The sequence below is a fragment of the Anaerobiospirillum sp. NML120511 genome (genome assembly GCF_023050955.1).
GTDB lineage: Bacteria > Pseudomonadota > Gammaproteobacteria > Enterobacterales > Succinivibrionaceae > Anaerobiospirillum.
The window spans coordinates 91,044-105,088 of the sequence record NZ_JALKIK010000010.1 but is presented as its reverse complement, the minus strand read 5'-3'; the positions used below and the strand labels follow the sequence as shown (position 1 = coordinate 105,088).

The 14,045-nt window shown below is 54.7% G+C and carries 5 protein-coding genes and 1 pseudogene; 3 read left to right on the top strand and 3 right to left on the bottom strand.

Going from position 1 to position 14,045, the window contains the following annotated elements:
• Positions 1 to 1,230: 1,230 nt before the first annotated feature.
• From aroQ to accC, 3 genes and pseudogenes are all read left to right on the top strand, one after another.
• A complete protein-coding gene (aroQ, locus tag MXE39_RS04645) occupies positions 1,231 to 1,683 on the top strand; it encodes a type II 3-dehydroquinate dehydratase (protein WP_246977549.1) in 453 nt (150 codons plus the stop codon).
• A gap of 1,212 nt (positions 1,684 to 2,895) precedes the next feature.
• A complete protein-coding gene (gene accB / locus MXE39_RS04640) occupies positions 2,896 to 3,378 on the top strand; it encodes an acetyl-CoA carboxylase biotin carboxyl carrier protein (protein ID WP_246977591.1) in 483 nt (160 codons plus the stop codon).
• 469 nt (positions 3,379 to 3,847) lie between these two features.
• Positions 3,848 to 5,182: pseudogene (accC, locus tag MXE39_RS04635) on the top strand (acetyl-CoA carboxylase biotin carboxylase subunit); the annotation flags it as partial.
• A gap of 1,228 nt (positions 5,183 to 6,410) precedes the next feature.
• Here accC and MXE39_RS04630 read toward each other — a convergent pair.
• The 3 genes from MXE39_RS04630 to fabV all read right to left on the bottom strand — a co-directional run bounded on the left by MXE39_RS04630 (position 6,411) and on the right by fabV (position 13,104).
• Positions 6,411 to 8,651 carry a hypothetical protein gene (locus MXE39_RS04630; RefSeq protein ID WP_246977550.1) on the bottom strand — a complete coding sequence of 747 codons (2,241 nt, stop codon included), beginning with the start codon at positions 8,649 to 8,651 and terminating at the stop codon, positions 6,411 to 6,413.
• A gap of 2,056 nt (positions 8,652 to 10,707) precedes the next feature.
• Entirely contained in the window at positions 10,708 to 11,565 is an 858-nt protein-coding gene (folD, locus tag MXE39_RS04625; protein WP_246977551.1) for a bifunctional methylenetetrahydrofolate dehydrogenase/methenyltetrahydrofolate cyclohydrolase FolD, read from the bottom strand.
• 339 nt (positions 11,566 to 11,904) lie between these two features.
• Positions 11,905 to 13,104, bottom strand: coding sequence for an enoyl-ACP reductase FabV (fabV, locus tag MXE39_RS04620; RefSeq protein ID WP_246977552.1), 1,200 nt, complete (start codon positions 13,102 to 13,104; stop codon positions 11,905 to 11,907).
• Between the last annotated feature and the right edge of the window lie 941 nt (positions 13,105 to 14,045).

The window sequence follows — 14,045 nt, the reverse complement described above, 5'->3', positions numbered from 1 at the left end:
CAGTAACACCCGCAAGTGATCCTGCGGGCAAAAGTAATCTGTTATCAGCCACCCGGCATCGCAGCATCAGCTGCGCTGCTGCACTGCGTGCGCCACTGCAGGCTGCTCCTGGCAGAGCCGCGCTGCGCGCAGTGTGCACCGCGCCTTGCGCAGTGTACATAACGCCTGTGCGCTGTGCGGGGCGGCGGCCCTGTCGGGCCCCTGGTGATAATAATCAAACAGCCATAGCCTCTGCGCTGGATGATTTTTGTGCCGAATAATGAAAAAAGTGGCAATCATACAGTGAAAAGCTGGAGAAAAGGCTGAAAAAACGAGAAAAAGACTAAGGTCAGGATGACCGGAGGTGCAGGCATTGCACAGGGTAACTCTGTACCTGCAAAAGAATAAGGCAGCCGCATGAAGCTGCTGATAAATCTTGAACAATTCAGGGACACATATTTTAGCACAAAGTCCCAAATTACCAGACAAACAGGGCCAAAAAAGCCCGGCTGATGGCTACTTTTTATCTCTTTTAAATGGACAGAGCATGCCATCGGTACAGCCCCGGCCTTCAAATGCCCCTCCATTGACCAGTGAACAATATTGAATCAGCACAAAATGCAAGAGCGCACACTCAGTACTGTGAGCTCCAAAGCACAACAGGCACATACTTTGTCCAGAAACGTGTTGAGGTTCACACTATCTGCTATATGCAGCGCACTTTTTGTCCCGTCCCCCGTCAAAAACCTATCCAGCCCCTGCCACCATCACAGGCTGCACAATCAGCCACAGCCTCAACGGGCGACACCTGGTCTGTATGCATTCCGGCCCATTCATGGCGCGAGCGCCCAATTCATGGCCCATGCACCAATCCATGGCCCAGACACCAATTCATGGCCCTGGCGCCCATGCACTTGCCTGAGCCCGCTGGCTGCAGCTCCCTGAGCATGCCTGCCAGGAGCGCACTGAGCGCCATCAGCGGGGCATCAGAACAAAAATGGCATGCAAGGCATGCATTTTGGCCCTGAATCTGTCTATGACAGGGCTTTTCAGGACTGATTTTGAGCATATCTTACCCAGGGTACTGATCCTGACTGTCCCTAGATAACCACAATCTGGCGGACATAAGTGATAAAGATCAAATATTTCGGCCTCGAATTGGGTGAAAAATCGCTCAAAACTGATAATTTTTGAGAATTATGGGGCTTTTATTGGTAAAATTAGCGAAATTTTGTCAGCTGGAGAAGTTTTGTGGCACGCCCAAAAATCCTGGTCGTAAACGGACCAAATCTGAACTTTCTTGGTATTCGTGAACCAGGCATTTATGGCAGCGATACTCTTGAGACTGTCGTTGACCGTCTTGCCGAGCGCGCCGGCTCACTTGATGTGGATCTGGAGCACTTTCAGTCCAACAGCGAAGGCGCCCTGGTAGACAGGATTCAGCAGGCATATGGCAATACCGACTTTATCCTGATTAATGCCGGTGCCTATACCCACACCAGTGTTGCGCTTCTCGATGCACTGAGCTCTGTGGCCATACCATTTATCGAGATTCATATTTCCAATGTCCATGCAAGAGAGCAGTTCCGCCATCATTCTTACCTGTCGGCCAAAGCCATGGGTGTGATCGTGGGCTTTGGTCTTGACGGTTATGACTTTGCCCTGCAAAAGGCCGTTTCATGGCTCAGGACTCAGAGCAAATAACAAGCATAACTGCGACTGCAGATGCAGATACAAATGCAATGCAGCTGTGACAGCACTGCCAATGCAGATGCTGGTACGACAGCACCGCAACTGCATCAGCATCGCCGATGACACAGTTCTGACGATATCAGTGACTCCATCATCGTGATGCCTGAAAAACAGGCTGTCCTCAATTAATCTGACGGCAGCATTCACTGACAGCGGCAGCAAAAAAAACACCTTTATCCTCTCTTAACAAGATTTCGAGCATCAGCACCTGTCACGGAAACAGGCCCTGATGCATGCAGCAAAAACTGCCTGACGGTACGTGGTGCCGTGCCGCACGGCAGTGCCGTACCGCATGGAAGAGCCTGGCAAAGCCAGGCTGTGTGCGCATGAAGGGGCAATGTCCCTTTGGTCGTGATGCTGCTTATGCGCTGTGTCAGCGTAATGCTGAACAGCAGCTTTCAGTACTTTTTTGCGCAGTCGCCGCCACCGGGACTTTCCATGGCGCTGTCTGCATTTCATCAACACCGCAGCCTGACGGGTTTTAGCTCACTGGTATGCGGCACCCAAAGCACATGATGCTTTACTCTCTGACCAGATCTGCAGACGTCCATGACTGCAGTGCGGCAGCAAACTGAATGCAGAGCCTGTGAGGCTTTGCCTGCCCCGGTCATGAGAACAAACATAGTTGCTGTTTCTTCCTCCATTTGCATTTCAGGCCAGATGCCTCTGCGCCCTGCATATCAGCCGGGGCTGCAGTCATTTTGTCTGAAAAATGTTAACTTCAGGCTTGCAAGGGAAAAATTTGGGATTAAAATGCCATCTTTCTCCATGCCAGCCACCGAAGATGCTCACAGCATGTTCAATGTCCATGTCAGATATGCCACGGCCTGCTCCAGTCAGGAACAGCCCGACAGTTTTGACGGCCACTAAGGCCGCTCAGCATGACAGAGCCGTGTATGACTGCAAAGAAGGGCGATCCCCCTTCGCCTGTGCGCCGGACATGCCGCATCAGGCCAATGCCTGATGTGCTGACAGATGAGCCCATGTGGAGAAAGTGAAAGTACGGTGAGAGACATCATTCACCGGATTCATGGAAGGCAGTGGCTACATTTTAAAAGCGAGCTATATGATGCCGGGCACAGACTCATCAGGGACAGGTACCCTCAATGAAAGCCCGCTCCATTCATATATCCTTGCGTGTTTTATTTGGGAATCTAAATGCAAATTGACATTCACAAGATCGCTAAATTGATTGACCTCGTATCCAATTCCGATGTCGCTGAAATCAATTTAAAGCAGGGTGAGGAAGAGCTCCGTATCTCCCGCCAGTCTACTGTGGTTGCACCTGCCGTACAGACAGTCGTTGCCGCCGCTGCTCCTGCAGCTCCGGTCGCCGCTGCCGCACATGCTGCTCCAGCTCCAGTTGCCGCTGCTCCAGCAGCCGCTCCTGCAGCCGCACCAGCCGTTGATGATTCCAAGATCATGCGTTCTACCATGGTTGGCACCTTCTACCGTGCTGCCAGCCCTACCAGCGCCCCATTTGTTGATGTTGGCTCCACAGTCAAGGAGGGTGATACCCTGTGCATCGTGGAAGCCATGAAGATGATCAATCAGATCCCAGCTGACCGTTCCGGCACCATCAAGAAGATTCTGGTCGAAAACGGCACCACAGTTGAGTTCGATCAGCCAATCTTTGAATTTGAATAAACTACCTGCTGCAAATGCGCTTACGCAGGCTACTGCACTTACGCTGCCCTGTTTACCATGACTGAGGCAGCCTGCAGCGGCCCAGGTAACAGTACCGGTCGCCTGCAGACAGGCCCGGCTCAGGCACAGACCTGCAGCCGGGCCTGAGCAGATCATAAGTCCTGCACTGCCCTTCTGACTTAAGCTCAATCTCTAAGCCCATGCTGAGGCAGTAAGCAAAGCAGGTCCCTGCCAGGCCACATCCCCTCCTGAGTTTCCATACGCTTCACCCACGGTGCCCCGGCGGCACACGGTACCCACAGAGTCTGCAGCGCCATATGGCGCGACGCTCACAGAGCATATGGTGCCAGTACAGCAAAGTCTGTTTCAGGCACAGTGTGAAGAAATAATACGGGAAATAAGGGAAAATAAAGGCTCCGCCGGCCTTACAACTGCCTGGTTACCACTTTTTTCGGGAATATCAGTTAATATGCAAATTGAAAAGGTGCTTATTGCCAACCGTGGCGAAATTGCCTTACGTGTACTTCGCGCCTGTCGTCAGCTCGGTCTGAAGACTGTTGCCGTACACTCCAGCGCAGACCGCGATCTCATGCATGTTAAGCTGGCCGATGAGTCTATCTGTATCGGTCCGGCCTCCGCCAAAGACTCCTACCTGAACATCCCTCGCATTATTGCTGCTGCTGAGGCCACCGGTGCTTCAGCCATTCACCCAGGCTACGGCTTCCTGTCAGAGAATGCCGACTTTGCCGAGATGGTGGAAAAGTCAGGTTTCATTTTCATCGGCCCTAATGCCGATACTATCCGCCTTCTGGGCGACAAGGTTTCCGCCAAGCGAGCAATGATCAAGGCCGGCGTACCTTGCGTACCAGGTTCAGAGGGCGCTCTGGGCGAGAATCTTGAGGATAACAAGAAGATTGCCCGCAAGATTGGCTACCCAATTATCATCAAGGCCGCCGGTGGCGGTGGTGGCCGTGGCATGCGTGTAGTACGCCGTGAAGAGGAACTGGCCGAGGCCATCAGCCTCACCCGCCGTGAAGCTGACATGTTCTTCAACAACCCTGCCGTTTACATGGAGAAGTTCCTTGAGAACCCTCGTCACATCGAGATTCAGGTTATCTCCGACGGACGTGGCCATGCCTGCTACCTGGGTGAGCGTGACTGCTCCATGCAGCGCCGCAACCAGAAGGTTCTTGAAGAGGCTCCAGCTCCATTCATTACCCAGAAGGAGCGTGAGACCATTGGTATGTCCTGCGTCAAGGCCTGTATTGACATTGGCTACCGTGGCGCCGGCACCTTCGAGTTCCTCTATGAAAACGGTCAGTTCTTCTTCATCGAAGTTAACACCCGTATTCAGGTAGAGCACCCAATTACTGAAATGATCACCGGTATCGATCTGGTACGTGAGATGATTTCCGTATGCGCAGGTGAACCGCTGTCCTTCCAGCAGTCCGATATCAAGCTCAGGGGCCACGCCTTTGAGTGCCGTATCAACGCTGAGGATCCTAAGACCTTTATTCCAAGCCCAGGCCTTATCAAGCGTCTGCACATCCCTGGCGGTCCAGGCGTACGCTGGGACTCCCACATTTACGAGTCCTATGTAGTGCCACCTCACTACGACTCCCTGATTGGCAAGCTCATTGTTCACGATGACACCCGTGAACTGGCAATGGCCCGTGCCTGTGAAGCCCTTGATGAAATGATCATCGAAGGCATTAAGACCAACATTCCTCTGCACATGGATCTGCTCACCGACGAGAACGAGATCCGTGGTGGTGTATCCATTCACTACCTCGAGGAAAAGCTTGAAGGTAACAGCCCAAGCCCTGCAGCTCCAGGTAAGGATCCGGCAGAGCCTGCCCGCTCTCTGGCCCGTACCACCCCTGCAAGGGCTCCTGCCAAGGCCCCAGCCAGGGCTGACTCCAAAACAACAGCGAAGACTGCAAAGCCTGCCGCAGCCAAAGCTGCAGCCAAGCCAGCTGCAAAGACTGCATCAGGCAAGGCCACTGCCAGCAAGGCCACTGCCAGCAAGGCCACCTCCTCCACAGCAAAGTCAGCCGCCACCAAAGCCGCTGCTGCTGACAAGGCCCCAGCCAGGGCTGCAACCAGCTCTGCAAAGAAGAGCACAAAGTCTCCAGCCAAAACTGCTGACAAGGCTGCTCCAGCAAAGGCCACCCCGGCCAAGACTGCTGTAAAGAGCAACGCCAAGGCCTCCCCAAATGCCGAAGCACCAGCTGACAAGCCAGCAACAAAAAGATGCTGCCGCACCAAGGCCGCATCTGCTGCCAAGCCAGAGGCTAAAAAGACCCGTGCTAAAAAATAAGCTCTGACCACAACAGAGACCAGCAGGCTGCCTAACATATCAGGCAGCCGGCCGAACCACAAAAAAGCGCCTCCGGGCGCTTTTTTACTGGCCCCTTGACCGAGTAACACGTATTTCTTTATCAAAAAATCACGTCCAGCCAATCACATCTCCCTACACCCCAGGCCCTCAAATCCCATCCAATCCATCCAACCATCCAACCATCCATCCATCCATCCCATCCGGGCAAACTGCCAACACCTGGCCTGCCGCACTGCAATCCACTTCAACTCGCCATCCATCAGCAACGGCAAAGACAGCGTCCCAGATATACATACAGCGCGCTGAGCAGTAAACGCCCATGACCATGGAGTGAACTGCCTGTCCTTAATACCAGCTATGGCCACGCCTGAACCCAATGCGCGTAATGGCCCTGCAGCTGCTCATACAGCGCCTCAAACGACTGGGACATGTCTGTGAGCATAAAAGGCCGCTAAAGGGCTGCAGCGCGCTCTGGAGAGCCTATGCGGCCCTTGTTGCTGGCCGGGATGCATTTGCCACTGCGCTGCAGCGCAGCTGCTCTGCCGCTGGCCGGGATAAACTGCCACAGTCAGAGCAGCGGTCGCTGGCGGGGAGACGGCCGCTGGCAGGGTGGCTGCCACAGGCAGTGCTGTTGAAACTGTGGGGGCCAGAAACAGCAAAGCCCGTCAAGTGACGGGCTCTGCGCTGGTGGTTAGACCACCTCGTTAGATTTGAGCATGTCGCTCGGACGGGTTCTGGCACGACGACCGCCCATCTGGCTCTGCATCTTCATATAGGTATTGGCATTGGCCTTGGCGTGAATCAGGTCTGTGGTTGCAGATACCTGATTGCCCTGCATGCCGGGTGCGCCGTTGTTTACAAACTGCACTTCAGGCTTGAGCAGGTTATCACGCTTCTGGGCGGATACATTCTGACGTGACTTCATTACTGGAGCGGTCTGAATGTTGGCCATTGGGTCCTGGCTGTGCACCTTAGGCATGGTGTCACGTGACGGGGTAGCCATCACATTGCTGCCGGTAGTAACTACCTTGCGTGGACCGCCCATGCCCGGACTTACCATGGTTCCTCCGCCCATCTGAGATGGCGGAGCCGGCATGGCTGTGCCAAGACCGATTGGTCCTCTTGCTCCCAGAGCGTTACGGGAGCTCTGAGCCTTACCCTGCTGCAGGGCAGACTGAGGCTGGCTCTGAGCTGCTCCCTGACCACCATGTCCGCCATGAGACCCCTGAGGGCCGCCCTGTGACTTTGGAGCCTGGGCACGGGCCAGAGCGCGGGCACGGGTATTTGCCTGATAGCTGGAAAACTCCTGCGTATGGGCTTTGCCTCTTTGCATGGAGCTGTCATTGTTTAAGGTGGTGTTCATGGCGTCAGCTGCAGACTGGGCTGACATGGCAGCACCAGCAGAACCGCCACGACCAGGGTTTACCGTAGCTGAGTCGGCATGTGAACTGAGCATGCGTCCACCTGCACCGCCGGCCTGAACCTTGCCCTCCTTCTGCGCTGACAGACGGGCTTTCTTGAGAGCCGAAGTATCGAGCCCTGCCCCGCGCTTAGGCATCTGATGAGTCTTAAGCGAAGAGGTATCCAGCCCGCCCTTTGGCAGATCAATTGGATCAAGATAATCGATGCCGCCCTCATTTTTTGGTCCGCGCACGCTGGCATGAGGATCAATCTGGACATGCTTGCGGGCCTGAGCCTGCAGGATCTCCAGATCCATATTGTTACGCTGGCTATTACCATAGGCATAAGCAGCGGCAGCACCTGGACTTTGACTGCGACCGCCAAAGCGGCTGGAAGCAGCCATTTTCTGGGCCCGGGCAGCAGCGGCAGCCTTGGCGCGGTTTTCCTCTTCGACCTTGGCACGGGCAGCGGCAGCAGCCTTTTCCTTGGCGGCAGCCAGCTCCCTGACCTTGGCCATGGCACGCTTTTCAGCCTCAGCCTTTTCACGGGCTTCAGCTTCGGCTCGGGCCTGGGCCTGAGCCTGAGCACGGGCCTTGGCCTCAGCTTCAGCACGCGCTGCAGCCTCGGCACGGGCTGCCTCCATACGGGCCTGCTCGGCACGGGCAGCGGCCTCGGCTCTGGCAGTCGCTTCAGCCTGAGCACGGGCCTCGGCACGGGCTCTGCGGGCATCGACAGCCGCCTTTTCCTCCTGAGAGATAGCTCCCAGGGCCTTAATCTGAGCCTCACGACGGGTCTTTTGCATTTCCTTTTCGCGGGCCAGCTGAGCACGGCGCTGAGCCATGTCGCCGCCACGACGGGAAGAGTTTGCGTCGGTCCCGTCTCCCTTACGGCGGCGCTGTTCAGCCTCCGCACGGGTCTGGGCCTGCTCCATCATCTGAGCATGGGCTTCTTTTACGAAATCGTTAGGATCGCCTACTACTGAATTGCCCTGCTGCTCCTGAGCAGCATTCTGGGCATTCCTGGCTGCCTGTATTTCCTGATTCTTCTTTACAGTCTCTGCCTGAGCCTGAGCTTTGGCTTTGTCTTTCTGCTCTTTGAGCTCCTTGGCCTGAGCGTTTTCTACCATGCGCTCAAACTGTTTTTTATCCTTTGCCAGCTGCTCTTTGCTGGCCCGGGCCATTTCACTGTCATTGGGGAAGTTTCGCCCCTTGGTTTTACCCTTGAGCTTTTTACCGTGTCCGCCACCGGCCTTATCATCCATGGCTTCGAGCTTGCGCCGCATGTTATTTAGCTCATGCCCCACCTGAGGCGTCAGCTCGGCAACAAAGCGTTTGTCGATGGGCCGTCCTTTGTGCACGGCATCGATAATGCGCTTTTTGGCTATGAATACGGCCGCTGAGAGCACAACAGAAAACATCAGTGTATGAGGCATGGCAGCAGCAATGCTGGTCAGCGAGAAAGGCTGAGCGGCAAAGAGCACCTCATTTAGAGCAATGACGATTGCCCATACACTAAGGAAAAGTAAGATCATCTATATGCCTTCTAGAATGCACTCTGAAACAGGATGGAGCCATGCCCGTGACCACACCGGGGTCATCAGACATCAGACAATGTAGTCGTGCCCTGCGGGCACTGCTGTCATCAGCATCACAGCCGCTGCGCGCCCTCACGGCGCCGCCAGCGGCAGGATGCTCAAAGACGGGAAAATGAATTCAGGGAAAACAGCAGTCACCTCATGCCGACAGCGCCCTGCAGGCGCTGACTGGACTTACATGCCTGAGCGCAGCGCCTCATGCAGGCAGTGCCTGCGCGCCGCTCAGCGCCGCATGCAGTCACTGCCTGAGCATTGCGCGGTCTTGACGACCGGGCATGCCGTGGGCATATGAGCTGCTGAATATAAGAGTTATCGGCAACTTACCACTGGCACTGCAGTCTGTTCTGACAGTAATTACTGTATGGCCAGCGTCCGATTTATTGGTAAAGCATAAAAGCCAGTACAACAGACAATGCTAAATACTGAAACACTGATTATCACTTGTGTCATGCACTGTCATAGTTATCAAGCACGTGGTCAGAGGTCGATGACTGATAAAACTGATACAAAAGACAAACCAGTCCGCCACCATCAGGATGCCAGGCGGCCAGTACGGCCAGTGTAGCCCGGGCGGCCGTGTCAGCATACAGCACACTGCCCGACAGGCTCTGTTGCAGCAGAGTCCGGCCTCAGAGCAGTATCACCGGCACAGAAGTTCATTTGAGTGTGTTCGTACCTCTGGTGCACGGCTATGAGTGCGTCAATTGCCATTGCTCAAACTCTGACAGGGCAGCGCTCATCGAGCAGCAGCGGGAAGCTGTTTATTAAATTTTGGGCCTGAAATTCAGTGCATGTGTTCATCGCATACACAGGTAAGGGTTAAGTACAGGACAGCGGGCACCATGCCCTTCCAACTGGAAGGGCCATGATGCCCGAAGTACTATGCTTTGTAATAAAACTGTAAATCTTATCTGCCTTTGGATGTCCTGATATGGTCTGCCTGCAGCTCAATCACCAGCGGCATAACAGCGTGGGCATGACAGCTTTAAGCCCGTTCATCAAAGGGCCCTTTGAGCCTGCAGCGGCCGTTTAATCCAGCTTTGTCAAAAGCGGTTCTACTGTGAAACACGCAAATAACAGACCGTATGGCGGGCATGAGAAAATAAAATCACCGCCTGTCCTCAGGAGCCTCTCAGCCCGCGACCATAATTAAGTCTCAAGTATGAGATCTGAGGTCTGAAGGTTCAGGCTTAGGCTTAGGCTTAGCCATCAAGCCTGCGGTGTGAAGTATGAGGTCTGAATCCTCATGGCTTAGTCCTGCAAATGCAAGATACGAGCTGCACCAAAACTGCTGATAAATTCAACCATTATAAATTAAGGACAGGACCTGGATAAGTACAAAAGCCCAAAATAGGGATACATGGCCTGAACAGGCCAAATCGCTGCTCCATTTTTGCACATATGGCTACATAAGCACCTGGCATATGAGTACGTTTTTCGCTCAGGCAGCGCTCATGTGCAATGACCTGCGGCTAAAGCCATGGCCCCTGCCTCAAAGCCCCTGTATCCAGGGCTGCAGCATACCAGCTGCCCGGCAGTAACTGCTATACAAACAGCCTGCAGGAGCTCTGGAAACAGGCTGCAAAAGACCACTGTCACGTTACGATGCATGTTATCTCATAAGGCCATTTTCTCGCATTGAAATATACCAAAATACGCATTTATATAGTCCCTTATCGAATAACCGGTCCATGCCGACAGCACAGCCACTGCTGCTGCTGCAGCATGCATGCATGCATGCATGCATGCATGCATGCACGGCCTGACACTCTGGTTCCGGCTGAGCCGACGGCTGCTTGCCATGGCTGCGAGGGCGGCTGCCTTATGCCCAGCACCCTGCCCCTTGCTTTGCAGGCAAAAGAAAACCCCGCATCAGATAACTGAGACGGGGTTTTCTTTTGGGCACTGCGCAAGCAAGCCAGCCCGGGCAGCCATGCTGGCCGGCTTGCCGGCCGGCCACTGATCATGCCAGTGACTGTGGCGGCAGTGGCTGTCAGGCCTTGAGGTGCTCGAGGTAGGCCTGGATGGTGTTTTCCATAAGGGTAGCTACGGTCATTGGGCCTACACCGCCTGGAACAGGGGTAATGAAGCCGGCGCGCTTGGCAGCCTCTTCGTAACCTACGTCACCGCATAAGGAGCCGTCATCAAGGCGGTTAATACCAACGTCGATAACAATGGCGCCTTCCTTGACCCATTCACCAGGAACGAGCTTTGGCTTGCCACAGGCAACGATCAGCAGGTCGGCCTGACGGACAAAGCTCTCAAGATTTTTGGTGAAGCGGTGGGTTACGGTTACGGTAGCACCCTCAAGCAGCAGCTCCAGAGCCATAGGACGGCCTACCAGGTTGGAGGCGCCTACGATGACGGCGTTGATACCCAGCAGGTCGGCATTGATGCTCTTTAACAGAGTCATAACGCCCTTAGGGGTGCAGGCACGCAGCTGAGGAATGCGCTGAGCAAGGCGGCCCACATTGTATGGGTGGAAGCCGTCAACGTCCTTGGTGGAGCTGATCTTCTCGATTACACGACGCTCATCAAGGCCCTCTGGCAGTGGGAACTGTACCAGGATACCGTCAATTTCCACATTTTTGTTGCACTCATCAATCAGAGCCTCGAGCTCAGCCTGAGTAGTGGTGGCTGGCAGGTCATAGGAGAAGCTCTTAATACCTACCTCATCACAGGCCTTGCGCTTATTGCGTACATAAACCTGTGAAGCAGGATCAGCGCCCACCAGAATTACAGCCAGACCAGGAGCACGCTTACCGGCGGATACCTGGGCGGCTACCTGATCTTTCAGGCCTGAACGTAACTGAGCGGCAACTGCCTTGCCATCAATAATCTGTGCTGTCATGAAAAATTCGTCCCCTTTCGCATGGGCAGGTCAAACAAAGCAACATTATAGTCCACCAGCTTCCATAAACCAGCCTTTCACCAAAAGATCAGCCTGCAATTAACCTCCAGCCAGCAGGCATGCCCTGGCCTGCCTGGCCTTGCCCGACTGGCTGGCCGGGCCGGGCCCAGTCCATTCGGTCCTGGCTGGCTGACCGGGCGAGCCCGGAAAAGAACAGGGGCCCGTCCTCGGTTATGAGAACAGGCCCCGTTAATGGGGGTACAGCTGCGTCAGCTCATGCTGACACAGCTGCAGCCATGTGGCCAGGGCGGCGATGCCAGCCCCGGCACTCTTGATTAATTAGCAAAGGTTGACGCAGTCGAAGTCAGCAACAGGGTTTACGTCAGCCTTGTAATCTACGCCGTCAACCTCGAAGCCAAACAGCTGCAGGAACTCGTGCTTGTACTCTTCGTAATCGGTGATTTCCTTGAGATTCTCGGTAGTAACCTTGGCCCACAGATCCTTGCACTTGAGCTGAACACTGTCACGCAGCTCCCAGCTGTCCATGCGGATACGGCCCTCAGCGTCGAGCTCAGGAGCCTGCATGCCGTACAGAGCGCTGTTGAACATGCGGGTGATGTGCTCAATAACACTCTCGTGGATGCCCTGCTCACGCATTACGCGGAAAGAAAGGGCAATGTATAAAGGCATTACAGGGATAGCAGCAGAGGCCTGGGTAACTACAGACTTGAGAACTGCTACGCGGGCATCGCCACCTACAGACTCAAGTGAGCTGCGAATAGCGCTGGCTGCACGGTCAAGGTCTTCCTTGGCCTTGCCCAGAGCACCGTGCCAGTAGATTGGCCAGGTGATCTCAGTACCGATATAGCTGTAGGCTACGGTCTTGCAGCCCTGGGCCAGAACACCGGCCTCGCTCAGAGCCTTCATCCACAGTTCCCAGTCCTGACCGCCCATTACGGTAACAGTGTTCTGAACTTCCTCTTCGGTAGCAGGCTCAACGGTGGCCTCGATGATGGTGTCCTTGTTGGTGTCGATAGCGGTAGAAACGTATGGCTTGCCAATTGGCTTGAGGCAGGAGCGTACTACTTCACCGGTAGATGGCAGCTTGCGTACCGGGGAGGCCAGGGAGTAGACCACGAGGTCAACCTGACCAAGGTCAGCCTTAATCATCTCGATGGCCTTGGCACGGCACTCATCAGAGAAAGCGTCGCCATTGATGTTACGGGCATACAGACCTTCGGCCTTGGCAAACTCGGTGAAGGCGGCGGAGTTGTACCAGCCGGCGCTGCCTGGGCGCTTTTCGGTACCAGGCTTTTCAAAGAAAACGCCGATGGTAGCGGCACCGGAGCCAAAAGCGGCATTAATACGTGAAGCCAGACCGTAACCGGTGGAAGCACCGATAACCAGTACCTTCTTAGGGCCGTTCTCTACCTTAGGCTGGGACTTGACGTAGTCAATCTGCTGCTTGACGTTGGCCTTACAGCCCTCAGGATGAGTAGTTACACAAATAAAACCACGAACTTTTGGCTCAATAACCATAAATACCTCAAAGCTTTTCAGCAGGGCCGCCAGCCATCATGCTGGTCTGAGTCGCTTTCCAATATCAAAAGCAGGCCATACTGTTGCTGATCACAAAATTCTGGTGCCCTTAAGCACGGCGGGCCCAGGTACTCTCCACGGTCTGATGACCGCATCAGAGGCTGAAAGAAAAGGCAGACATCAAAAGGTCGCACAATTGTCAGCACCGGTACCTTTCAGGACTGATACGGCCGCAACGGCCGCTGTCCCGTCAGAGCGACGACAAACGTCTACTCCGAAACCCTGAAACGATCAATTATAAGACAAGCACCACTGACGATAAAGAATATTTTTGCTCCCTCACCGCCACCAAAGCGCATATATCAGGCATCTGCAATCTGACATCTGCAATCTGCCCCCTGTGAATGCTCCTCACCCCACTGGCTCAGCCTGAAGCCCTTACGTGATGGCCTGTGACATGACCAGGCAAGGCACTGCTGGCCATGGCATGGCTCGCCACATCATGGCGAGTCATGCCCCCAGGTAAGACTAAGCACCTGCCTGACTGTCATGGTTCGGGCCATGTCATGCATGGCCACCATACAAGGTCATGCATGGCCACCATGCCAGGTCATGCCGGGACGCACCAGGATGACCGGCGCCATCATGGTGACCACGGCTGCCCATGCAGCCATGGCTGTCCCGGCTGTCCTCGCGCTCCTGGCTGCAAAGCAGCAAGGCAGCAAGGCTGCAAGGCTGCAAGGCTGCTGTGGAGACCTGGCCAGCAGCCCCTGACTGGTGGATGAAAAATTTACTGACGTTTGATGGGAGTATGAATGTGTTGGAGCCGGGGTTTTGCACCATGGTGAAAATAAAAGTACAAAGTCTGCCCTGGCAGTGAACTTTGCAGGGCATTGCCGGGTCATAACCTTGCTGTTTACGGATAATTTGTTCAGTCTGGC